At 67.7% G+C, this 22,635-nt stretch carries 24 protein-coding genes; 17 read left to right on the forward strand and 7 right to left on the reverse strand.

Going from position 1 to position 22,635, the window contains the following annotated elements; all coding sequences use genetic code 11:
* The first annotated feature begins 60 nt into the window (after positions 1-60).
* On the forward strand, positions 61-1,080 hold the full coding sequence (dusA, locus tag BMX57_RS05100) for a tRNA dihydrouridine(20/20a) synthase DusA (RefSeq protein WP_092363186.1): 1,020 nt from the start codon (positions 61-63) through the stop codon (positions 1,078-1,080).
* Between the two features lie 3 nt (positions 1,081-1,083).
* Here the strand turns inward: dusA and BMX57_RS05105 are convergent, their stop codons facing one another.
* The gene (locus BMX57_RS05105) at positions 1,084-1,539 is read right to left on the reverse strand and encodes an Lrp/AsnC family transcriptional regulator (protein WP_092363188.1); all 456 of its coding nucleotides are present in this window, start codon (positions 1,537-1,539) and stop codon (positions 1,084-1,086) included.
* Positions 1,540-1,687: 148 nt separating this feature from the next.
* On the opposite strand from BMX57_RS05105, the gene BMX57_RS05110 reads away from it, so the two are divergent.
* The 5 genes from BMX57_RS05110 to BMX57_RS05130 all read left to right on the forward strand — a co-directional run bounded on the left by BMX57_RS05110 (position 1,688) and on the right by BMX57_RS05130 (position 5,808).
* A complete protein-coding gene (locus BMX57_RS05110; RefSeq protein WP_092363190.1) occupies positions 1,688-2,125 on the forward strand; it encodes a universal stress protein in 438 nt (145 codons plus the stop codon).
* A gap of 20 nt (positions 2,126-2,145) precedes the next feature.
* On the forward strand, positions 2,146-3,690 hold the full coding sequence (locus tag BMX57_RS05115) for an alanine/glycine:cation symporter family protein (RefSeq protein ID WP_092363192.1): 1,545 nt from the start codon (positions 2,146-2,148) through the stop codon (positions 3,688-3,690).
* 158 nt (positions 3,691-3,848) lie between these two features.
* The gene (locus tag BMX57_RS05120; protein WP_092363194.1) at positions 3,849-4,136 is read left to right on the forward strand and encodes a sll1863 family stress response protein; all 288 of its coding nucleotides are present in this window, start codon (positions 3,849-3,851) and stop codon (positions 4,134-4,136) included.
* A gap of 68 nt (positions 4,137-4,204) precedes the next feature.
* Entirely contained in the window at positions 4,205-5,029 is an 825-nt protein-coding gene (locus BMX57_RS05125; RefSeq protein WP_092363196.1) for a sulfite exporter TauE/SafE family protein, read from the forward strand.
* Positions 5,023-5,808 carry a hypothetical protein gene (locus BMX57_RS05130; protein WP_092363198.1) on the forward strand — a complete coding sequence of 262 codons (786 nt, stop codon included), beginning with the start codon at positions 5,023-5,025 and terminating at the stop codon, positions 5,806-5,808. Before BMX57_RS05125 ends, BMX57_RS05130 begins: the two co-directional genes overlap by 7 nt.
* A 35-nt stretch (positions 5,809-5,843) precedes the next feature.
* Here the strand turns inward: BMX57_RS05130 and BMX57_RS05135 are convergent, their stop codons facing one another.
* Genes BMX57_RS05135 through ccmI form a run of 3 tightly spaced genes read right to left on the reverse strand, consistent with a single transcriptional unit; the run spans position 5,844 to position 7,808 of the window.
* Entirely contained in the window at positions 5,844-6,074 is a 231-nt protein-coding gene (locus tag BMX57_RS05135; RefSeq protein WP_092363200.1) for a DUF1289 domain-containing protein, read from the reverse strand.
* 13 nt (positions 6,075-6,087) lie between these two features.
* Entirely contained in the window at positions 6,088-6,552 is a 465-nt protein-coding gene (gene ruvX, locus BMX57_RS05140) for a Holliday junction resolvase RuvX (protein WP_092363202.1), read from the reverse strand.
* The gene (ccmI, locus tag BMX57_RS05145) at positions 6,549-7,808 is read right to left on the reverse strand and encodes a c-type cytochrome biogenesis protein CcmI (protein WP_092363204.1); all 1,260 of its coding nucleotides are present in this window, start codon (positions 7,806-7,808) and stop codon (positions 6,549-6,551) included. Before ccmI ends, ruvX begins: the two co-directional genes overlap by 4 nt.
* Before the next feature lie 172 nt (positions 7,809-7,980).
* Between ccmI and BMX57_RS05150 the strand changes: the two genes are divergently transcribed.
* The 7 genes from BMX57_RS05150 (at position 7,981) to BMX57_RS05180 (ending at position 14,689) form a co-directional block, all read left to right on the forward strand.
* Positions 7,981-9,225: a sarcosine oxidase subunit beta family protein gene (locus BMX57_RS05150; RefSeq protein WP_092363206.1), complete on the forward strand. Its 1,245-nt coding sequence runs from the start codon at positions 7,981-7,983 to the stop codon at positions 9,223-9,225.
* 223 nt (positions 9,226-9,448) lie between these two features.
* Positions 9,449-9,724 (forward strand): hypothetical protein, encoded by a 276-nt coding sequence (locus BMX57_RS05155; RefSeq protein ID WP_092363208.1) that lies wholly within the window; start codon positions 9,449-9,451, stop codon positions 9,722-9,724.
* A 90-nt stretch (positions 9,725-9,814) separates the two neighbouring features.
* Complete coding sequence (locus tag BMX57_RS05160; RefSeq protein ID WP_092364301.1) at positions 9,815-10,159, forward strand: TfoX/Sxy family protein; 345 nt, start codon at positions 9,815-9,817, stop codon at positions 10,157-10,159.
* 157 nt (positions 10,160-10,316) lie between these two features.
* Positions 10,317-10,544 carry a hypothetical protein gene (locus BMX57_RS20605; protein WP_092363210.1) on the forward strand — a complete coding sequence of 76 codons (228 nt, stop codon included), beginning with the start codon at positions 10,317-10,319 and terminating at the stop codon, positions 10,542-10,544.
* A 168-nt stretch (positions 10,545-10,712) separates the two neighbouring features.
* Positions 10,713-11,042 carry a sarcosine oxidase subunit delta gene (locus BMX57_RS05170; RefSeq protein ID WP_092363212.1) on the forward strand — a complete coding sequence of 110 codons (330 nt, stop codon included), beginning with the start codon at positions 10,713-10,715 and terminating at the stop codon, positions 11,040-11,042.
* 67 nt (positions 11,043-11,109) lie between these two features.
* Complete coding sequence (locus BMX57_RS05175; protein ID WP_092363214.1) at positions 11,110-14,127, forward strand: sarcosine oxidase subunit alpha family protein; 3,018 nt, start codon at positions 11,110-11,112, stop codon at positions 14,125-14,127.
* Entirely contained in the window at positions 14,120-14,689 is a 570-nt protein-coding gene (locus tag BMX57_RS05180) for a sarcosine oxidase subunit gamma (RefSeq protein ID WP_092363216.1), read from the forward strand. Before BMX57_RS05175 ends, BMX57_RS05180 begins: the two co-directional genes overlap by 8 nt.
* A gap of 88 nt (positions 14,690-14,777) precedes the next feature.
* Here BMX57_RS05180 and BMX57_RS05185 read toward each other — a convergent pair whose 3' ends face one another.
* Positions 14,778-15,524, reverse strand: a complete 747-nt coding sequence (locus BMX57_RS05185; protein WP_092363218.1) for an FkbM family methyltransferase — start codon at positions 15,522-15,524, stop codon at positions 14,778-14,780.
* Positions 15,525-15,628: 104 nt separating this feature from the next.
* Here BMX57_RS05185 and BMX57_RS05190 point away from each other — a divergent pair, with 104 nt between their 5' ends.
* Entirely contained in the window at positions 15,629-16,228 is a 600-nt protein-coding gene (locus tag BMX57_RS05190; RefSeq protein WP_092363220.1) for a superoxide dismutase, read from the forward strand.
* A gap of 141 nt (positions 16,229-16,369) precedes the next feature.
* Here BMX57_RS05190 and BMX57_RS05195 read toward each other — a convergent pair whose 3' ends face one another.
* A complete protein-coding gene (locus BMX57_RS05195) occupies positions 16,370-16,915 on the reverse strand; it encodes an LOG family protein (RefSeq protein WP_092363222.1) in 546 nt (181 codons plus the stop codon).
* Positions 16,916-17,019: 104 nt separating this feature from the next.
* Here BMX57_RS05195 and BMX57_RS05200 point away from each other — a divergent pair, with 104 nt between their 5' ends.
* The 3 genes from BMX57_RS05200 (at position 17,020) to xrtE (ending at position 22,216) form a co-directional block, all read left to right on the forward strand.
* Positions 17,020-18,654 carry a LysM peptidoglycan-binding domain-containing protein gene (locus tag BMX57_RS05200; protein ID WP_092363224.1) on the forward strand — a complete coding sequence of 545 codons (1,635 nt, stop codon included), beginning with the start codon at positions 17,020-17,022 and terminating at the stop codon, positions 18,652-18,654.
* 60 nt (positions 18,655-18,714) lie between these two features.
* Complete coding sequence (locus BMX57_RS05205) at positions 18,715-20,538, forward strand: ABCB family ABC transporter ATP-binding protein/permease (protein WP_092363226.1); 1,824 nt, start codon at positions 18,715-18,717, stop codon at positions 20,536-20,538.
* A 94-nt stretch (positions 20,539-20,632) separates the two neighbouring features.
* Positions 20,633-22,216 carry an exosortase E/protease, VPEID-CTERM system gene (gene xrtE / locus BMX57_RS05210; RefSeq protein ID WP_177175390.1) on the forward strand — a complete coding sequence of 528 codons (1,584 nt, stop codon included), beginning with the start codon at positions 20,633-20,635 and terminating at the stop codon, positions 22,214-22,216.
* Positions 22,217-22,234: 18 nt separating this feature from the next.
* Here xrtE and BMX57_RS05215 read toward each other — a convergent pair whose 3' ends face one another.
* Entirely contained in the window at positions 22,235-22,501 is a 267-nt protein-coding gene (locus tag BMX57_RS05215) for a VPEID-CTERM sorting domain-containing protein (protein ID WP_229724204.1), read from the reverse strand.
* Positions 22,502-22,635: the final 134 nt, after the last annotated feature.

Below are 22,635 nucleotides of genomic sequence, written 5' to 3' on the forward strand. Positions count from 1 at the left end.
GTGCGGTATGTGTGTTTTGAGGCCCCAAAGACCGGTTTTCGGGCCGCAGGAGAACAATGAATGCCCTTCAACGCAGCCACCGAGGCAGCGCGGTTGTCTATTGCGCCGATGATGGATTGGACCGACCGGCATTGCCGGTTTCTGCATCGGCAATTGTCGCGGCAGGCGTTGCTCTATACCGAGATGGTGACGGCGCCGGCTTTGGTGCGGGGTGGGGCGGTGCATTTGCTGGCGCATGATTCGGCCGAGCATCCGGTGGCCCTGCAACTGGGCGGCTCGGACCCGGGGGAGCTGGCGCAGGCGGCGCGGCTGGGGGCCGAGGCAGGGTATGACGAGATCAACCTCAACTGCGGCTGCCCGTCGGATCGGGTTCAGTCCGGCACCTTCGGCGCGGTTCTGATGAAACGTCCGGAACTGGTCGCAGACTGCGTTGCCGCCATGCGGGAGGCAGTGGATGTCGAGGTCACCGTGAAATGCCGCATCGGCGTGGATGACCAGGATCCGCACAAGGTTCTGCCCGACTTCCTGGACCGGATCGCCGCGGCGGGTTGCGCACGGGTCACGGTTCATGCCCGCAAGGCTTGGCTTCAGGGCCTCAGCCCCAAGGAAAACCGCGACATCCCGCCCCTGGACTACGACCTGGTGCACGAGATGAAGGGGCGGTTTCCGCAGCTGCACGTGTCGATCAACGGCGGCATCGACACGCTGGCAGAGGCCAGGGCCCATCTGGATGCCGGGCTGGACGGCGTGATGATCGGGCGGGCGGCCTATCATCGCCCGGCGGATATCCTGGCAGCGGCGGATCCCGAGATCTTCGGCACCGGAGAGGCGCGCAGCCCCGAACAGGCGGTTGACGCCATGCTGCCCTATATCGAGGCGCATCTGCGTGGTGGGGGGCGGTTGCACCAGGTCACGCGGCACATGCTGGGCCTGTTTGCCGGCCGGCCCGGCGCGCGCCAGTGGCGGCGCGTGCTGTCCGAGGGCGCCACGCGGCCCGGCGCCGGAACCGAGCTGGTGCTTCAGGCGCTGGACCGGGTGCGGCTGGAGGGCGGTGCGGGCGCGACTCGGCGTGCCGGGTGAACTTCAGGGCAGGTGGTAGCCGCGGAATTCCTTGACCGTGGCCAGGCTGAGCAGGGTCTTCATCTGGCTGACCGCGGGGATCGCGGACAGACGCTCGCGATAGAGCGCCTCGTAGTCGGTGGGCGAGCGCACGCAGACGCGGATCAGGAAGTCGAACTCGCCGGTGATCATGTGGCATTCCAGGATCTCGGGCATGGCGCGGATCGCCTGTTCGAAGGCCTCGAGGTCCTCGCGCCGCTGCGAGTTGAGCTTCACCTCGATGAAGACCTGTACCTCGAGACCCACGGCCTTGCGCGCCAGCTGCGCGGCATAACCGCGGATCGTGCCATCCGCCTCGAGCAGCTTGACGCGCCGGTGACAGGCTGACAACGACAGGCCGATGCGTTGCGACAGGGCGGCCATCGAGATCTGGCTGTCCACTTGCAGGATGGAAAGGATCTTGCGGTCGATGTCGTCCATTGTAAAATTTCCAGTTGAACACGGCGATGGCAAATATTTTCCGAAAAATTTCCGAAAAGAAAAGAAGTTTCGTAATTTCTGAGGCGCGCGGTAGTGTAGGTTGACGATGCGTCACTAAGACGCGCTACTCACTCCGAGGGAGAATGAAATGACAACAAGATTCGTCGTCGGATATGACGGCAGCACGGCGTCCCGCCGGGCGCTCGACTTTGCGCTTGAACGGGCCGAGGCGAGTGGCGCCGAGGTGCTGGTCGCCCATATCCTGGAATGGTCGCCCTATTCTTTCCTGACACCGAACGAACTGGAAGAGCGTCACATGCGCCGCAAAGAGGAGCTGGCGCGCGCCGAATCCGCGCTGATCGCGCCGCTCAAGAGCGAGCTTGAGGCAAGCCCGGTGCCGGTGGAGACCACGCTGAAATACGGCAATGTTGCCGACACGCTTTGCGCCCTGGCCAAGGATAGCGGCGCGACGCAGATCTTCATCGGCCGCAAGGGCGAGGGCGGCGGGTTCGCGGCGCGCGTCTTCGGCTCGGTCGCGGGCACGCTGGCGCAATGCGCGCCGGTTCCCTGCACCATCGTTCCGTAACCCAGACAGACGGTGAAATCATGAAATCCACTTATAAATCGACTGCCCTTGCGGCCTCGGCCCTGCTGGTCTCGGCGGCGCCGGCGCTGGCGCAGACCATCGACGAACAGGTCAACGCGCTTTTTGCCAGTTCGACCGGCTGGTTCGTCAGCTTCATCTTCAGCCCGTTCCCGGGCACGACCTTTCCATGGATCGTGGCCTGGCTGGTGGTGGCCGCGACGGTGTTCACCTTCTATTTCGGGCTGATCCAGTTCCGTGCGTTCCCGCATTCCATCGCCCTGGTCAAGGGCGACTATTCCGATCCCAACGACGCCGGCGAGGTCAGCCACTTCCAGGCTTTGGCCACGGCGCTGTCGGGCACCGTGGGCCTGGGCAACATCGCCGGTGTGGCGGTGGCCGTGGGCATCGGCGGGCCGGGCGCGACCTTCTGGATGATCCTCGCCGGCCTGATGGGCATGGCGTCGAAATTCACCGAATGTACGCTGGGCGTGAAATACCGCAACGAGTTCGAGGACGGCCATGTTTCGGGCGGTCCGATGTATTACATGACCAAGGGTTTCGCCGAGCGCGGCCTGCCGGCGGGCAAGTTCCTGGCGGTCATGTTCTCGATCTTCTGCATCCTGGGCGCCCTGGGCGGCGGCAATATGTTCCAGGCCAACCAGGCGCATGCGCAGATCACCAATGTGGTCGGTGATTACCCCGGCTGGATCACCGGCATTGTCTTTGCCGGCATCGTCTTTGCGGTGATCGTGGGCGGCCTGAAATCCATCGCCCGCGTGACCGAGAAGGTGGTGCCGTTCATGGGCGTGCTCTACGTGCTGACCGCCATCGTGATCCTGCTGCTCAACTATGACCGGATCGGCTGGGCCTTCGGCCAGATCTTCGAGGGCGCCTTCACCGGCCTCGGTGTGGCCGGCGGCATGGTCGGCGCGCTGATCCAGGGCTTCAAGCGGGCGGCCTTCTCGAACGAGGCGGGCGTCGGCTCGGCGGCCATCGCCCACTCGGCGGTGCGCACCAAGGAGCCGATCACCGAAGGGTTTGTGTCGCTGCTGGAGCCGTTCATCGACACCGTGGTGATCTGCACCATGACCGCGCTGGTGATCATCATCACCGGGCAGCTGGTCACCGATCCGGAAACCGGGCTCTATATCCTGGACGAGGCTGGCACCGCGATCCAGACCGTGGACGGCACTTCCGGTGTCGCGCTGACCTCGGCGGCGTTCTCGGCCTCCTTCGGGTGGTTCAAGTACGTGCTGGCGATCGCGGTGATCCTGTTCGCCTTCTCGACCATGATCAGCTGGTCCTATTACGGCCTCAAGGCCTGGACCTTCCTGTTCGGCGAGGGCGAGACCAAGGAACTGGTGTTCAAGATCATCTTCTGCATCTTCGTGGTGATCGGTGCCGCGGCCAGCCTCGGCCCGGTGATCGACTTCTCGGATGCGGCGATCTTTGCGATGGCGGTGGTTAACATCATCGCGCTCTACGTCCTGATGCCGATCGTCAAGCGCGAGCTGGAAAGCTACCTGACGCGGCTCAAGTCGGGCGAGATCCGCAAGTACGGCTGACGGGCCACTGGCTAGGCAACAAGACCGGGGCCGGCGTGCATGCGCCGGCCCCTTTCCGTTGCGGATTTGCATGTCGTCGCAGCGGCGTTAGATTGTTCGGATATCGCGTGATCCGCGAACGGCGCGACCCCGGAACGACATCCAAAGGAGTTGACGGCATGGAAGAAAAGCAGAGCTACGAGAAGAAGATGCAGGCCCAGCTGGACCAGTGGAAGGCCGAGATCGAAAAGATGAAGGCCCAGATGAAGGAATCGCAGGCCGACGCCGAGATCGAATACAAGGAACAGCTGGCCGAACTGCGCGCCAAGCGCGACCAGATGGAGGCCGAACTGACCAAGCTGCAGGCCTCGGGCACCGAGGCCTGGGCGGATTTCAAGGCCGGCGCCGACCGCGCCTGGGACGAGATGTCCGAGGCGATGAAACGCGCGTTCAACCGGTTCGGTTGACGCGGCTTCGGCTTCCCCTTTCGGCACGCGCGCTGTAACGAGGCAGGCGGACCGAAGGAGAGGCCGAGATGCCGGAAACCGCCCTGCTGCTGCAAATGCTCGCCCTGCTGATGGTGATCGGGGCGCTGGCCGGCGTGCTGGCGGGGCTTCTGGGGGTCGGCGGCGGGATCGTGCTGGTGCCGGCCTTTTTCTATGCCTTCCAGACGCTGGGCTATGACGGGCCGCAGCTGATGCAGATGTGCCTGGCCACCTCGCTGGCCACGATCATCGTCACCTCGGTGCGCTCGGTTCTCGGCCACAACCGCAAGGGCGCGGTGGATTGGGATATCCTGCGCGGCTGGGGGCCGGGCATCGTGCTGGGCGCCGTGCTGGGAGTGCTGGTGGCGTCCAGCCTGCGCTCGGTCGCGCTGCAGGCACTTTTCGGGGTTCTGGGCGTTGTTATCGGCGCCTATCTCGGGCTGGGACGGGCGCATTGGCGGCTGGGCGAGGCGATGCCGCGCGGGCTGCGCCGCGCCGTCCTGTCGCCGATGGTCGGTTTCCTGTCGGTGCTCATGGGCATCGGCGGCGGCAGTTTCGGCGTGCCTCTGATGAGCCTCTACGGCACGCCGATCCATCGTGCCGTGGCCACCGCCGCCGGGTTCGGCGTGATCATCGCGGTGCCCTCGGTGCTGGGCTTCCTGTTCCTGCAGATCGACCCGGCCAATCGGCCGCCGCTGACCATAGGCGCGGTCAACCTGGTGGCCTTCTTCGTGGTCATCGCCATGACCCTGTTCACCGCGCCGCTGGGCGTGAGGCTGGCCCATGCGATGGACCCGAAGCCGCTCAAGCGGGTCTTCGCGGTGTTCCTCACGCTGGTCGCGCTCAACATGCTGCGCAAGGCGCTGGGGTGGTAGAGGGCTTCGAAACCCGCGGCTGGGTCCGGTTTCCCTTCGACCCGGTGCTGGCCGACTGGGTGGCGCATGCGCGGCCCCGGGCGCGCGCGGCGCTCGACGATCCGGCGCTGGCCCATTGGCACGATTGCGACGGCACCTGGTTCGTCGGCGTCGACGCGCTGGACAATGACGCGCAAGGCAGGGTGGGCGGGTCGGACCCCCTGTCCGGTCAGGCGATGCGGTTCATTGCCGATCATCTTGGGATGCTGCCGCTGCACCGGGCACAGGTCTCGGTGCTTTGGCCGGGCTATCCGCGTCCGCGCCGCGGCGAGGGCGCGGCGGCGTTCCGCTACCGCCAGACCCGCGATGCGGCGCATGTGGACGGGCTCAAGCCCACCGGCCCCGATCGCCGGCGCAAGGTGCAGGAGTGCCATGCCTGGATCCTGGGCCTGCCGCTGACCGAGGCCGGCCCCGATGCCGCCCCGCTGGTGGTCTGGGAGGGCAGCCATCGCATCATCCGCGCCGCCCTGGCCGCAGCGCTTGCCGACCATCCGCGTGCGGGCTGGGCCGATGTCGATGTCACGGACGCCTACCAGGCGGCCCGCCGCGAGGTCTTCGACACCTGCCGCCGGGTGCCGCTGCCGGCGCGTCCTGGCGAGGCCTATGTGATTCATCGCCACGCGCTGCACGGCGTTGCCCCTTGGGCCGCGTCCGCCGATGCCGGCCCCGACGGGCGCATGATCGCCTATTTCCGACCCGAACTGCCGGGCGGCGTGGTGCAGTGGATCGACCCATCCTGACCGCACCGGGGGCTTCCCGCGCGCCGTGCCTGTCGTCAGCCCTTGAGCCGCGCCGCGCGCCCGCCGCGCCTGCGGGCCAGCCTGGGCGCGCGATCGGGCAACTCGTCCATCACAGCGCGGCGTTCCTCGGCGGTCATCTTCGACCAGTGGGTGATCTCGTCGATGGTGCGATAACAGCCTGTGCAGATACGCTCGGCGGGGTGCACCACGCAGATCTGCACACAGGGGCTCTCTACCTCGTTGCGTCTCCAGACCGGTTTGCTCATCTGGTGCGGGCTCCTAGAGATTGCGCAGGCGATCCAGCGCCCCTTGCAGGATATACGCCGCCGCCACGTGGTCGATCACCTCGGCGCGACGTTTCCGGGTCGTATCCGCCTCGAGCAGCGCCCGTTCCGCCGCCACCGTGCTCAGCCGCTCGTCCCAGAACCCGATGGGCAGCTCGGTCAGCCGGGACAGGTTGCGCGCAAAGGCGCGGGTCGACTGGCAGCGCGGCCCCTCGCTGCCGTCCATGTTGCGCGGCAGTCCCAGGATCAGCCCGCCGATCTCGCGTTCGGCCAGGATCTCCAGCAACCGCGCGGCGTCCAGCGTGAACTTGCGGCGCCGGATGGTCTCCAGCGGGCTGGCCACCCCGCGCATCCGGTCGGACACGGCGACGCCGATGGTCCGCTCGCCCAGGTCCAGCCCGGCCAGGCCGACCAGCGGCGGCAGGGCGGCGGCGAAGTTCTCGAAATCCTCGCAGATCACGGCGTGATCCCGGCCTGGCGCGCGGCGTCGCCAAGAAGTTCCAGAGCCTGTGGTGCGGCGGCAAAGCGGGTGCGCGATTCGTCATAGATCGCCTGCGCACGGTCGCGCTCGCCCAGAACGCCCAGGGCGCCGATCAGCCGGGCCCATTCCTCGGGCGTGCCGCCCTCGGTGGCCAGCCGGTCGGACAATCGTTCGACCATGCCGCGGATCATCTCGGCCCGCTCCTCGTTGTTCATCTCGCTGGCGGCGGCGATGTCGGCCGAACTTGGGCCGGGCGCGTCGGGCCCGCCCTCGGCGGGGCCCGCCGTCATTGGTGCCCCCGGCGGCGGCCGGTCGTATTCGACCCCGGCCAGCATGGCCAACTCGTCGATCTGCCGCCCGATGATCTGGGCCAGCGGCGAGTCCGGCGGCACGTCGCGCAGCAGCCCGTCCATGATGCGGAAGGCCAGGTCGGGGCGGCCGGTCTGCTCGTGCATCCTGGCCCAGTAGAACAGCGCCGCCTCGTGCCGCGAGTCGCGCTCAAGCGCGCGGCGCAGATCCGCCTCGGCCTCGGGCGAGACATAGCCGCCCGCCGCGGCGATCTTCATCTCGGCCAGCTCGGCATAGTCATGCCCCGTGGCCGCGTCGCCCTTGATCTCGATGACCCGCGCCTTGGCGGCACGGGCGGCGGCAAAATTGCCCAGGTTGGCTTCATGGCGCGCCAGCAATTCCTGGCCCCGAAGGTCGTCGGGCCGTTCGGCCACGGCCGCGCGCAGGCGCTTGATAAGTTCGGCATATTGCGCCTCGGGTTCGACCGGCACCGCGTCCGGCACGCGCGCCTCGGCGGTGGCCTGATCGGGGCGGTCGGCGCGCCGCTCCTCGGCCATTTCCATCCGCAGCGAGAGCGGCAGGTCGCCATATCCCGGCGCGCCGAGATCGCGGTAGAGCCACACGCCGCCGCCGAGCAGAACCGCCGCCAGCCCCAGGGCCACGCCCAGGCTCAGGGCGCGCGACTGAGCGCCGCCGCAGCGGCCGGCCTGCATCTGGGCATCGGCGGCCAGGATCCGGCGCGAGATCTCGGTGCGGGTGCGTTCGGCATCGGCCTCGGCGATCACGCCGCGCGCCAGGTCCTTGTCGACGGCGGCCAGCTGTTCGCGATAGACCTGCAGGTCATAGGCCGCCGCCGGCTCGGCCGTGCCGCGCGCCCGCAGCAGCGCCGTGGCCAGCACCGCCGCCACCGCCAGCGCCATGCCCGAGATCACAATCCAGAAAACCATGTCCGCTCCTGTTCGTCCCCTTCATCTAGCCCTCCGGACCGGCGGGCAAAAGGGCAAATCCCCGGCCGGGGATACCATGTCGCAACTGCGAGATATTGCGGCGCAAGGCTATGCGTCTATTCTGACCGGACGCTGCATAGAGATCCCAGTTCCGCAATCACCGGATTCGACCATGAGACATTACTCTGCCTTTGCCGTCGCCCGCGAGGCCCTGCGCCACCACACGGGGTGGGAGCGCGCCTGGCGTTCGCCCGAGCCGAAGCGGCGCTATGACGTCATCATCGTCGGCGCGGGAGGGCATGGCCTGGCCACCGCCTATTACCTGGGCAAGAACTACGGCATCCAGAATGTCGCGGTGATCGAAAAGGGATGGCTGGGCGGCGGCAATACCGGCCGCAACACGACCATCATCCGCTCGAACTACCTTCAGGATCCGTCCGCGGCGATCTACGAGAAGTCGCGCAGCCTCTACGAGCATCTCAGCCAGGATCTGAACTACAACCTGATGTTCAGCCCGCGCGGCGTGATGATGCTGGCCCAGACCCAGAACGAGGTGCGCGGCTACAAGCGCACCGCCCATGCCAACGCGCTGCAGGGGGTCACGACCGAGTGGATCTCGCCGCAGCGGGTCAAGGAACTGGTGCCGATCATCAATCTGGACGGCCCGCGCTATCCGGTCCTCGGTGCGCTCTGGCAGGCGCGGGCCGGCACTGCGCGCCACGATGCGCTGGCCTGGGGCTATGCGCGCGCCTGTTCGGCGATGGGCATGGACATCATCCAGCAATGCGAAGTGACCGGCGTGCGCTCGGACAACGGCCATGTGAAGGGGGTCGAGACCACGCGCGGCCCCATCGACTGCGACAAGCTGGGTATCGTGGTGGCGGGCCATTCCGGCGTGCTGGCCGAGATGGCCGGGTTCCGCCTGCCGATCGAATCCGTGGCGCTGCAGGCGCTGGTCAGCGAGCCGATCAAGCCCTGCATGGACGTGGTGGTGATGGCCAACACCGTGCATGGCTACATGAGCCAGTCCGACAAGGGCGAGATGGTGATCGGCGGCGGCGCGGACGGCTATAACAACTACACCCAGCGCGGGTCGTTCCACCATGTCGAGGAGACCGTGCGCGCCTTGGTCGAAACCTTCCCGATGATCTCGCGGCTGAAGATGCTGCGGCAATGGGGCGGAATCGTGGACATGACCGGCGACCGCTCGCCCATCCTCTCCAAGACCCCGCTGGGGGGGTGTTTCATCAATTGCGGCTGGGGCACCGGCGGCTTCAAGGCAATCCCCGGATCGGGCTGGGGCATGGCGCAGCTGATGGCGACGGGCCATTCGCCCCTGACCGAGGCCTTCACCCTCGACCGGTTCGCCGAGGGCCGGTTCATCGACGAAAGCGTGGCGGCAGGAGTGGCGCACTGATGCGTGCGGCGAAGCGGACATCCGGCACGTCGCGGGGCCAAACGCCGACAGGGCGCGACTGGTTCCCGCCGCAATGTCACGTTTTCGCCGGATCGGTGGCGAATGGCCTATTCGCAGCGCAGAGAATCGCGGGTTTTGGCGCAAATCCGGCGTCCGCATGTTCGTGCCCTGTTCCGGGTGCCGGGTCCCTCCTATTTTCAGTGCATGAAGAGGAGGACACGCCATGTCTGACTATATGCACTATGACTTCCCCAAGCGGCGCGATTTCCAGCAGCCCCGTAATTTCGATCTGCATGGAGAACGTCGGATCGGGTCCGGCTGGGGCGGCATCATCGCCGCGGCGGCGGCGCTTGTGCTTGTCCTGTCGCTCATCCTCATCGGTGGCGCGACCGGCGACAGCGCGTCCGAACCGCATCCGGGCGGTGCCGGAGCCCCGCCTGTCGCCGTGCCGCAGCAACAGCCTGCACCGGTCGACGAGGCCGCACCGCCGGCCCGCTAAGCCGCTTGAGGCCGCAACTCAGGGCGGGCGCCACGGCGCGCCCGCCTGCGCCACCCGCCACGCCGCCCGGACAAACGGGGGCGGGTGCTGATGGCCTATTCCGCACAGATGGCCGACACGATGCGCACCGACCTGGGCGGCGGGCACGTGTTCACCGAAAAGAAGATGTTCGGCGGGCTGTGCTTCTTCCTGCACGGCAACATGGTCTGCGGCGTCGGCGGGCAGGGCGCGCTCTACCGGCCGGGAAAGGCGTCAGAGGCCGAGGCGCTGGCGTTTGGCGGCGTTGCGCCGATGATCATGGGCGGCGCCCGCCGGATGGGCGGGTTTGTCCGGCTCGACAATGATCGGTTCAACGATGCCAGCCTGCGCGCCACGCTGACCGACCTGTCGCTGGCCCATGCCGCAGGCCTGCCACCCAAGGCGGCGACGCCATGAGCGGCGCCCGCACCATCGCTCTTCAACCGGCTGAAAATGGCCGGGCGCTTCGGGCGGTTCCGGCCAGCGTGCGCCGATCCGGGCCGGGGATTTCCGCCGATCTTGTTCGCGTCCTGTTCCCTGTCATCCTGTCCCTCCCACCATCGGAGGAGAAGACATGGACGACATCACTCAAAGACAGCATTACGCGCCGTCCCGTACGGCATCCGGCGGCGGCTGGATCATCATCGCCGTTGTCGTGGCCCTGGTGCTGTTCATCGCAGCCATCCTCAGCCTGGGCGACACGTCCGGCACCGTCGCCCCGGCCGATCCGGCGGCAACCGGCGCCACACCGGATGCCGGGCTGGTCACCGAACCCGCAGCCCCGGCGGCACCCGCCGACTGACACCATTCCGCGCGACCTGACCGGCGGGCGCCTCGTCGCGCCCGCCCCCGGCCGGTCCGCATCCCTCTTCCATCCCATCAGACCCGACGCCCGCCCGGCTACCCGGCGCGGGCCCGTGCGCGTGCGCGGTCCGGCCCCGGTGGCCGGCCCCGACCAAGGAGGCCCCTCATGCTGATCCTCAGATGCCCCTATTGCGGCAACGATGTCGACGAAACCGACCTGGCCCCGGGCGGCGAGGCGCATATCCGGCGGCACGGGCCAGGCTCGACCGACGCGGAGCTGACGGACTACCTGTTTCAGCGCGAGAACCCGCGCGGCGTGCATTTCGAACGCTGGCGCCACGCCGCCGGATGCGGCAAGTGGTTCCACGCCGCCCGCGCCACCGACACGCTCCAGGTCTTCGGCACCTACAGCGCCCAGACCACCGAACCGCCGCAGGAGATCCGCGACGCCATCACCAAGGCGCGTCCGGGCTGGTCCTGGAGGGAGTTCTCGTGATCTTCACCGTTTCTGAAATACTCCCGCCGGAGGCTCCGGCGGCTCCGCACGCGAAAGGTTCGAACGAATGAGCACGCGTCTGCCCAGCCACGGCCGGCTGATCGACCGCTCGGCCCAGGTCACCTTCACCTTCAACGGCGCGACCATGCGCGGCTATGCCGGCGACACGCTGGCCTCGGCGCTGCTGGCCAACGACCGGATGATGGTCGGCCGATCCTTCAAATATCACCGCCCGCGCGGCGTGGTCGCCAGCGGCGCGGAAGAGCCAAACGCCCTGGTCGGGCTGGGGCAGGGCAACAGGTTCGAGCCGAACCAGCGCGCCACCACCACCGAGCTTTTCGACGGGCTCACCGCGGTCAGCCAGAACCACTGGCCCAGCCTCGATTTCGACATCGGCGCGGTCAACACGGCGCTGGCCCGGTTCCTGCCGGCGGGCTTCTACTACAAGATGTTCATCCATCCGCAGCCGTTCTGGAAACATGTCTACGAGCCCTTCATCCGCAAGTCGGCGGGCCTGGGCCGCGCCCCGGACAGCGAGGCGCGCGATGCCGATACCTATGAGCATTTCCATGTCCAGACCGATATCCTGGTGATCGGCGGCGGGGTTGCGGGGCTGCTGGCGGCGCGCAATGCCGCGCTCAGCGGCGCGCGGGTGTTGCTGATCGAGCAGACCGCGCATTGGGGCGGACGCGCGCCGGTCGATGGCGGCACGGTCGATGGCGCGCCTGTGGACAAGTTCGTGGAACAAATCGTTTCCGAGTTGGAAACGATGGCCAACGTGACGATGCGCCTGCGCTGCATGGGGGCGGGGGTCTATGACCACGGCTATGCCCTGGGATATGAGCGGCTGACCGATCACGACCCGGATGCGCCGGGTCCGCGGCACCGGCTCTGGCGGATCCGCGCGCGGCGGATCGTGACCGCGACCGGCGCGATCGAACGGCCGCTCTCCTTTGCCGGCAACGACGTGCCCGGCGTGATGCTGGCCGGTGCGATGCGCGATTACGTGGTGAACTGGGGCGTCGCCCCCGGGCGCAGGGTGGTGGTGGCCACCAACAACGACGACGCCTACCGCACCGCGATCACGCTCAAGCAGGCGGGGGTCGACGTGGTGCGCGTGCTGGACGCCCGCGCGGCGGGCGGCGGCGCGCTGATGGAGGAGGCGCGCAGCCTCGGGATCCGCGTCGATCCCGGCCGCGCCATCGCCAAGGTGTCGGGCGGCAAGCGGGTCAAGAAAGTCGCGATCTGCAACCAGGACGGGATCGGCGGCGCGCGCGAGGACCTGTCCTGCGACGCGGTGGCGATGTCGGGCGGCTGGTCGCCGGTGGTGCACCTGTGGTCGCATTGCGGCGGCAAGCTGGCCTGGGACGAGGACCGCGCGCATTTCCGGCCCGACCCCGACCGCCCGCCGCTGGGCGCCGATGGCCGGGGCTTTGTGGTGACCGCGGGCGCGGCCTCGGGCGCGCTGGCGCTGGACGCGGTGCTGGATGATGCCGCCGCGGCCGGAAAGGCCGCCGCCAAGGCCGCCGGCCACAGCCCGCGCCGGGGCAAGACGCCCCGGGGCGAGACCACGCCCGAGGCTGCGATGGAGCCGGTCTGGCTGATGCCGGCCCGCGCCGACACGCCGCTGAGGATGAAGTCCTGGCTGGATTTCCAGAACGACGTGAAGGTCTCGGATGTGCAGCTGGCCGCGCGCGAGGGGTATGAAAGCGTCGAGCACACCAAGCGATACACCACGCTGGGCATGGCGACGGATCAGGGAAAACTGAGCAACATCAACGGCCTGGCGATCCTGGCCGACGCGCTGGAGGCCGAGATCCCCAAGGTCGGTACGACCACCTTCCGCCCGCCCTACACGCCGATCTCGATGGGCGCCATCGCCGGCGAGGCGCGCGGCGAGGTGTTCCAGCCGATCCGGCGCACGCCGATGCATGACTGGCACGAGAGGAACGGCGCGGATTGGGAGCCGGTCGGCCACTGGCGCCGCCCCTTCACCTATCTGCGCCCCGGTGAGACGGTGCATGACGCGGTGAACCGCGAGGTGAAGAACACCCGCGAGAACCTGGGCCTGCTCGATGCCTCGACACTGGGCAAGCTGGTGGTCAAGGGGCCGGATGCGGGCCGGTTCCTCGACATGATGTATACCAACATGATGTCCACTCTGAAGGTCGGCAAATGCCGCTACGGGTTGATGTGCTCGGAGAACGGCTTCCTGATCGACGACGGGGTGGTGGCCCGGATCGACGAGGACACCTGGCTGTGCCACACAACCACGGGCGGAGCCGAGCATATCCATGCCCATATGGAGGAATGGCTGCAGACCGAATGGTGGGACTGGAAGGTCCATGTCGCCAACCTGACCGAGCAATACGCCCAGGTCGCCGTGGTCGGCCCCAACGCCCGCAAGGTGCTGGAGACGCTGGGCGGCATGGACCTGTCGAAGGAGGCGCTGGCCTTCATGGAATGGAAGGACGGGCGGATCGGCGAATTCGACGCGCGGGTCTATCGCATCTCGTTCTCGGGCGAGTTGAGCTACGAGATCGCCGTGCCCGCATCAAAGGGCCAGGCGTTCTGGGACGCGCTGATTGAGGCGGGGCGCGCGTTCGGGGTGATGCCCTATGGCACCGAATGCCTGCACATCCTGCGCGCCGAGAAGGGGTTCATCATGATCGGCGACGAGACCGACGGCACGGTGATCCCGCAGGATCTGGGCCTGAGCTGGGCGATTTCCAAGAAGAAAGAGGACTTCCTGGGCAAGCGCGCACAGCAGCGCAGCCACATGACCGACCCCAATCGCTGGAAACTGGTGGGGCTGGAGACTGTGGACGGATCGGTGCTGCCCGATGGCGCCTATGCGGTCGGCGAGGGCGTGAATGCCAATGGTCAGCGCAACACGGTCGGGCGGGTGACCTCGACCTATCACTCGGCCAACCTGGGCCGGGGCATCGCCATGGGGCTGGTTCTGAACGGGCCCGACCGGATGGGCGAGGTGCTGGAGTTTCCGGGCACGGACGGGACGGTATTCAAGGCGAAAATCGTGGACCCAGTGGTCTATGACAAGGACGGGGAGAAGCAGAATGTCTGACGCGGTCAGCGCATTGGGTGGCGTGTCCTTCGATGGCATCGCCCGGATCGAGGAATGCGGGTTGCAGGGCATGATCACCCTGCGCGGCGATCTGTCCGACCAGGCGCTGGCCGCGGCCGTGACCAGGGCTACCGGGCAGAAGAAGCTGCCCGAAGCCAACCGCGCCCGGGTGGCGGGCGAGAGCGGGGTGTGCTGGATGTCGCCCGACGAGCTGCTGTTGCTGGTGCCCTATGAAGAGGTGGGCGGCAGGCTGGAGGCTTTGGTCGCGGCGCTGAAGGACAGCCACGCCCTGGCGGTGAACGTCTCGGACGCGCGGGCTGTCTTTCGCGTCACGGGCGACGCCGCGCGCGAGGTGCTGGCCAAGCTGGCGCCCGTCGACCTGTCGCGCGACGCCTTCCAGCCGGGCCGGTTCCGCCGCACGCGGCTGGCCCAGGTGCCGGCCGCGTTCTGGATGGAAGAGGACGAAAGCTTCCGCATCGTCTGTTTCCGGTCGGTGGCCGACTACGTGTTCAAGCTGCTCAAGGTGGCCGCCCAACCCGGCAGCAAGGTGGGCGTGCTCTGAACGGGCTTGGGGGCTCTGCCCCCGTCCGGCCGCGCGGCGGCCGGACTCCCCCGGAGTATTTCTGAAAAGATGAAGCCCGGGTGGTGGCTCAGGGCGTGAACAGGAAACTGGGAAATCCGGCCGTCGCCTCCGGTTTGGTGAAATCGGCCGCCGGGGCGCCGGGGCGGTCGCCGTAAAAGCCGAGCGCCCGGGCCAGATCGGCCATGCGCCCATCTCGTTGCTCTTCGGGCAGGAAGGGCGCGTGGGTCGAGAGGTAAAGCGCCGGGCGCTGCGTTTCGAGCCAGCCGGTCATGGTGGGAATGAGGTCGAACTCGGCGCCCTCGACATCCATCTTGACCAGGCTCACGCCCGACAGGTCGACCGCCGACGCGAACTGGTCCCAGGCTATCGTCAGCGCATCGGTGCCATGCGCGCCACTGTGCAAAAGCGAGGTCATGGAATCGCCCGCCTCGCCACCGAACGAGGCCATGCGCGCCACGCCGACCCCGTCCGACAGGGCAACGCAGAAGGCCGAGACGTTGGTCAGCCCGTTCATCTCGATGTTCCAGGCCAGGTGGCGGAAGGCCACCGGGTCGGGTTCGAAACACCAGACATGGCGGGCGCGGCGGGCGGCGTAGAGCACGGTGGGGCCGATCCAGGCACCGATATCGACATAATCGCGGTCGGGTGACAGGTGGCGGTCGAGCACCGCGAAGGTCTCGGGCTCCCAGTCGCCGCGCGACGCCTTGCGCCAGAATTTCGAATGGTAGGGATCGAGGCGAAACGGCGCTCCATTGAGCCGCCCGGCATAGTGCCCTCGGGCGCGGTAGAAGATTTTGCGCGCGCGGGTGAACAATTTCCGCCTCCATGCGTTGATTTGCCGTCCACCCTTGACCTGCCGGCAAGCCCGCCGCATGTAACCGGTGGAACCGCAACACTCATTCAAGACAGGGGGCCAAGATGGCTTTTGAACTTCCCGACCTTCCTTATGCACATGACGCGCTGGCATCCAAGGGCATGTCGGCGGAAACGCTGGAATTCCACCACGACATCCACCACAAGGCCTATGTCGACAACGGCAACAAGGCGATTGCCGGCACCGAGTGGGACGGCAAGTCGATGGAAGAGATCATCACCGGCACCTATGACAAGTCGGCCGTGGCCCAGAGCGGGATCTTCAACAACATCAGCCAGTTGTGGAACCACAACCAGTTCTGGGAGATGATGGGGCCGGGCGACTCGAAGATGCCGGGCGAGCTGGAGACGGCGCTGACCGAGGCCTTCGGTTCGGTGGACGAGTTCAAGTCGAAATTCGCCGCCGCCGGCGCGGGTCAGTTCGGGTCGGGCTGGGCCTGGCTGGTCAAGAAACCGGACGGCTCGCTGGACGTGACCAAGACCGAGAACGGGGTCAACCCGCTCTGCTTCGGCCAGACCGCGCTGCTGGGCTGCGACGTGTGGGAGCACAGCTACTACATTGATTTCCGCAACAAGCGTCCCGCCTACCTGGACAATTTCCTCAACAACCTGGTGAACTGGGAGAACGTCGCCTCGCGGATGTAACCGCCCTGGACCGACGAGATGTGACAGGGCCCGCCAGCTTGGCGGGCCTTTTTCCTTGCGGATCCGGGGCAGGGGGCGCTGCCCCCGTCCGCCCCTGGAGCGGACTCCCCCGGGATATTTGCGGCAAGAGGATGAGGCCGGTCAGGCCAGGTGGCGGCGCAGCGCGTCCATCGCGGTCTCGGGGCCGTCGACCCAGGTGAGGAAGCCCGCTAGCGAGGCGTCGGCGAAGCCCTGCGACACGGTCTGGTCAACCAGGGCGCGCAGCGGATCCCAGTAGCCGTCCACGTTCATCACCACGATGGGCTTGTCGTGCAGGCCCAGCTGGCGCCAGGTCAGCGCCTCGAACAGCTCGTCGAGCGAGCCGGCGCCGCCGGGGAGGACGACCACCGCGTCGGCGTTCATGATCATCACCTTCTTGCGCTCGTGCATGGTTTCAGTGACGACATAGCGGGTCAGGTCGGTCTTGCCGACCTCGCGCCGCACAAGGTGGTCGGGGATCACGCCGAAGGTCTCGCCGCCCGCAGACTGGGCGGCGCGGGCGACCTCTCCCATCAGTCCCACGTCGCCCGCACCGTAGACCAGGCGCCAGCCGGCGCGCGCCAGCAACATGCCGAAATTGCGGGCGGTTTCGGCATAGGCCGGGATTGCCCCGTTTCGGGATCCGCAATAGACACATATGGATTTCATCGGGGACGGGCCTCGCGCAGGAGCGTTCTGTGTTTTGACCGGTGATAGCGGGATTGCTAGGGTTGCTCAACCGGGCCCGTGCCCGGCTCATGGAAAGGACGCGCATGGCGGACAAGGCCGGCACCGGAGGGTCGGGAACCTTCGTTTGGGGGATCGTGGCCGGTGGCCTGGCGGTCGCCGCCGTGGCGGGGGGATATGTGCTGTGGTCTCGGGGCGATGACGCGCCGTCCGAGGCGGTGGCGGTTGCGCCTCCGGTCGAACCTGCCGGAGAGGCCGAGGGTGCTGAGCCGGGGGAGTCTGTTTCTGTTCCGGAGGTCGAACCGGACACCGCCGAAATGCCGGACACGGACAGCGCGACCGCGCCATCCCCGCCGGTCGAGGTCGAAACGACGGATCGTGCGCCTGCGCCCGAGACTTCGGCGCCGGAGACCGCCGCGCTGGACACGCCGGAGGCGCCGCCTGAGGTCGAGCCAGACGCCCCGGAAACGGCTGTCGAGACAGATCCGGTGGCGGGCTTGTCCGCGCCGCAGGTCGATCTGGTCCGGGTCGAGCCGGACGGGGCGGTGACGCTGGCCGGGCGCGCCGATCCGGGCAGCCGGGTGGTGGTGCTGCTGGACGGGACGGAAGTGCATGAGTTCGACGTGGATGACAGCGGCCAGTTCGCTGCCTTCTTCGACGTGCCCTTTGCCACCGATCCGCGCGCGCTGGCCCTGCAGGCGCGGCGCGAGGGGCAGGCGGCGCTGTCGGCGGATCTGGTGATTGCCGGGCTTCCCGCGCCGGCGCCCGAACCGGCGGCTCCGTCGGAGCCGACCGACACGGGCACATCGGCGGAGACCGATCCGCCTACACCCACGACCGATCCGGTGGAAGCGGCGCCCGCCACTCAGACCGCCACAGCGACACCGCCCGCCGAACTGGCCGATCCAGCAACACCCGCACAGGCGCCGCTGCGAACGGCCGAGGCGCAAGCGGTGACGCCCGATGCCGAACCGGCCCCCGTGACGAGCGAAGCGGACACGAGCACCGAAGTGGAGCCCGCGCCGGAGTCGTTGGCCGGGCTGACGCCCGAAGGCCCCGCTCCCGAGGCGACGCAGGTCACCGTGCAGCCCGCCGCGCCGGCGGCGTCCTCCGCGACCCCGGTGGCCGAGGCACAACCCAACGTCGCCGCCGGGCAACCGGCCCCGACCAGCCGACCGCTGGTGCTGCGCTCGGACGCGCAGGGCGTCGAGGTGTTGCAGGCGCCCGGCGATGGCACCGTGGCACGCGACCGGATCGCGCTGGACACGATCGGCTATTCCGCCGCCGGGGCCGTGCAGCTGACCGGCCGGTCGCGCACCGGGTCGGTGATCCGGATCTATCTCGACAACCGGGCGGTGTCCGATTTCACCGCCGATGCCGGCGGCCGCTGGCGCGGCGAGCTGGGCGACATCGCTCCGGGGGTCTATACCCTGCGCCTGGATGAGCTGGACTCCGACGGCGCGGTGCTGAGCCGGATCGAAACCCCGTTCCAGCGCGCCGCACCCGACGCGCTGCGCCCGGTGGCCAGCGGCGACGCGCCGGTGCAGGCCGCGCCGCAGGTGCGCGCCGTCACCGTGCAGCGCGGCGACACGCTCTGGGCGATCTCGCGCGAGCGCTATGGCGAGGGGCTGCTCTATGTGAAACTCTTCGAGGCCAACCGCGACGACATCCGTGACCCCGACCTGATCTATCCGGGCCAGGTCTTCACCGTTCCCGACTGAGGTTTGTCGCTGGTATCCCGGCCGTGACCGGGCTATCTGGGACGTCAGGCAAGGGACATCATGCGAAGACGCGCCCCCACCCATTCCGGCGACATCCCGCCCGAGGCCGAACGGCGCTCGGGCTTGCGGACGATCCGCAAGGTCGCGCCGTATCTCTGGCCCGACGGCAAACCCTGGGTCAAGCGCCGCGTGGTGCTGGCCATGGCGATGCTGGTGCTGGCCAAGGTGATCGCCGTCTATACGCCGATCCTCTACAAGGGGGCCGTCGATGCGCTGGCGGGCGAGGGCGTGCCGCCGCTGGCGCTGGGCGCGGTCGGGCTGACCGTGGCCTATGGCGTGGCGCGGATGATGACCGTGGGCTTTCAGCAGCTGCGCGACGCGCTTTTTGCGCCGGTGGGGCAGCGCGCGCTGCGGGCGCTGGCGCTGGAGACCTTCCGCCACATCCACCGCCTGTCCATGCGCTATCACATCACGCGGCGCACCGGCGGGCTGAGCCGGGTGATCGAGCGCGGGGTCAAGGGCGTCGACTTCCTGCTGCGCTTCCTGCTGTTCTCGATCGGTCCGCTGATTCTGGAATTGTTGATGGTCGCGGTGGTGCTGATGGTGCTGTTCGACGTCTGGTACCTGGTCGTTGTGGTGGTCACGATCGCGCTCTACACCTGGTTCACCTTTGCCGTGACCGAATGGCGGGTGAAGCTGCGCCGCGAGATGAACGACCAGGACACCGAGGCCAACCAGCGCGCCATCGACAGCCTCCTGAACTTCGAAACAGTCAAGTATTTCAGTGCGGAAGAGCGTGAAGCTCACCGTTACGACCAGTCGATGCAGGCCTATGAAGGGGCCGCGCTCAAGACCGCCTATTCGCTGGCCTTCCTGAATTTCGGCCAGTCCTTCCTGATCACCTGCGGGCTGATCGGAGTGATGGTTCTGGCCGCCGTCGGGGTCCAGTCGGGCGCCCTGACCGTGGGCGATTTCGTGATGGTCAACGCCTACATGATCCAGATCACCGTTCCGCTGAACTTCCTCGGCACCGTCTATCGCGAGATCCGCCAGGCCCTGGTGGACATGGGCGAGATGTTCACGCTGCTGGAACAGCCCGCCGAGGTTTCCGACCGGCCCGGCGCCCAGCCTCTGCAGGTCTCGGGCGGCGAGATCGCGCTGGAGGAGGTGCGGTTCGGCTATGACCCCGAGCGCGAGATCCTCAAGGGCGTCTCGCTGACCGTGCCGGCAGGCCAGACCGTGGCCATTGTCGGCGCCACAGGGTCGGGAAAGTCCACCATCGGGCGGCTGCTGTTCCGGTTCTACGACGTGACCGGCGGCGCGATGAAGATCGACGGCCAGGATCTGCGCGACGTCACCCAGGACAGCCTGCATGCCGCCATCGGTGTGGTGCCGCAGGATACCGTGCTCTTCAACGACACGATCCGCTACAACATCGCCTATGGGCAGGCCGAGGCCACCCTGGCGCAGATCGAGGAAGCCGCCCGCGCCGCCCAGATCCACGACTTCATCGTCTCGCTGCCCGAGGGCTATGACACGGCCGTCGGCGAACGCGGGCTGAAACTGTCGGGTGGCGAGAAGCAGCGGGTCGGCATCGCCCGCACCCTGCTCAAGAACCCGCCCATCCTGCTGCTGGACGAGGCGACCAGCGCGCTGGACACCGATACCGAACAGGAGATCCAGGAGGCGCTGGCCCTCGCCGGAGAGGGGCGGACGGTGATCACCATCGCGCATCGCCTCAGCACCGTGGCCGAGGCCGACCGCATCGTCGTGCTCGAGGACGGGCGCATCGTCGAGCAGGGCACCCATGCCGGGCTGCTGGAGCGGCGCGGACGCTATGCGCAGCTCTGGGCGCGCCAGCAACGTGAAGAGGATGCCGCCTGACGCCGCGGTTTTTTCGCCGGAGGTCCCCAACTTTGACACCTTTTCCCGCTTTAACCTGGCCGGCATTCTTTTGTCGACGGATCCACGGGCAGACGTGACGCATCGGTTCTACAGGTTGATTGCGCTCTTTGCGCTCGAGGTTCTGGCGATCATTCTGATCTTCCAGGTGTTTTCGTCTGTCGAGTGCCGGCTGACCGAGGTCGAGACAGCCTGTCGCGGTCTGCGCAGCGCGATGATCCGGGGGCTGTGCCTGTTCATAGGGTTGGGCCTGTTCGTCTGGTTCCGGCCCGGTTTGCGCGCGCGGCTTCTGCGCGCGTCCGAGGCCGGCGGGTATGAAGCACGGTTATGGGGGTTCGCCCATCTGGCGGGGCTCGGCCTGATTTTCCTGCCGTGGATGAGCGCGGATCCCGCCACGCTGAACCGCGACTTTCCGGTCTACATGCTGTCGCTCAGCCTGGGCGCGTTCCTGGCCGGGCTGGGCGCGCTGTTCCTGCTGGTGCCAAGGGGCGAGGTGCTGCCGCTTCTGCGGGCGGGCGGGCGTGGCCTGGTGGCGGTGGTCGTCGTGTCCCTGATCATTCCCGACCTGGCCGACGCGCTGGCGCCGCTGTGGTGGAGCTTTCGCTGGCTGCTGGTTGCGACCTTCTACGGGGTTGCGGTGCTCCTGGCGCTGCTGGGCAATCATGTCATCCTCAGCCCCGAGAGATCGACCATCGGCACCGGCGATTTCTTCGTCGAGATGGCCGGCAGCTGCTCGGGCATCGAGGGGTTCGCCCTGACCACCGGGTTCTTCGTGATCTACTCGGTCCTGATGCGCGACACGCTGCACCTGCGGCGGCTGTGGCTGATCGTGTTTCCGCTGGCGCTGCTGGTCAGCTGGCTGTTCAACGTCATCCGCATCTCGGCGCTGATCCTGATCGGTGACCGGGTGTCGCCGGAACTGGCGGTCAACGGCTTCCACAGTTTTGCCGGCTGGCTGTTCTTCACGATCCTGGCGCTGGGCGTTCTGTGGGTGGTGCAGGCGATACCGGCGCTGCACCGCGAACCGGCCGCCGCGCGGCCCCCGGCGGAGTTGCCGCCGCTGACCCACGATACGAACGCGGCGCTGATCGCGCCCTTCATCGTCTTCATGCTGTCCAGCCTTCTGGTGCAGAGCTTCTGGCAGGAGCCGGCGATGGCCTATCCGGTGCAGGCCGGGCTGGTCGCATTGGTGCTCTGGCTGTTCCGCCGGCCGCTCTTGCGGCTCGACTGGCGCCTGGACCCTGTGGCGTTTCTCGCCGGACTGGCGGTGGGGGCCGGCTGGCTGCTGAGCGCCGAACCCGGCGCGTCCCCGGCGGGACTGGCGCAACTGGGCAGCTGGGCACTGGCCGGCTGGGTGATTTGCCGGATCGTGGGCATCGCGATCCTGGTGCCGATCGTCGAAGAGGCGTTCTTTCGCGGCTACCTGCTGCGCCTGCTCGGCGGCGGGACTGCCTGGCGCACGGCACTGGCCGTGGGTGCCACCAGCCTGGCCTTTGCGTTCTTGCACGGGCGCATTATCGAGGCGGGGCTGGCCGGCGTGGTCTTTGCGCTGATCGCCCTGCGCCGCGACCGGCTGGGCGATGCAGTGCTCGCGCATGCGGTGGCGAATACCACGATTGCCATCGCCGCACTGGTCGGCGGCGACTGGTCACTGATCTGAAAGGTCAGGCGTCGCGCGTCAGCGCGCCTTGCGCCGGCGCCGGATCTCGCGCATCAAAAGCAGGCCCGCGGCAATCGCCGCAATCGCCAGCCCGCCGGTCGAGGCGTCGATTTCCGGCACGGCCGAACTTGTGGGACCGGTGCCGTGAGACCAACCGCCCCAATTGAACCAGTTGCCCCACCAATTGCTGAACCAACCGCCGCGCGACTGCGCCGCAACCGACCCGGCCGACATGACGGTGGCACCGAACGACGCAAGCGCCGTCACGAAAAGACGTGAATTCATCATTTAAAATCCCCCAGACATCCGCGCCAAGCGCGGCACACCCTGTGGGGCAAGAGTATGCCCGACGCCGGGCGCTGGAGCAAAAGAAAACCGGGTTTTGTCGTCAATCTTGAAACAGTGCCTTGATTGGCGCG

Origin of the sequence: Cribrihabitans marinus (assembly GCF_900109035.1) — a bacterium.
GTDB classification, from domain to species: domain Bacteria; phylum Pseudomonadota; class Alphaproteobacteria; order Rhodobacterales; family Rhodobacteraceae; genus Cribrihabitans; species Cribrihabitans marinus.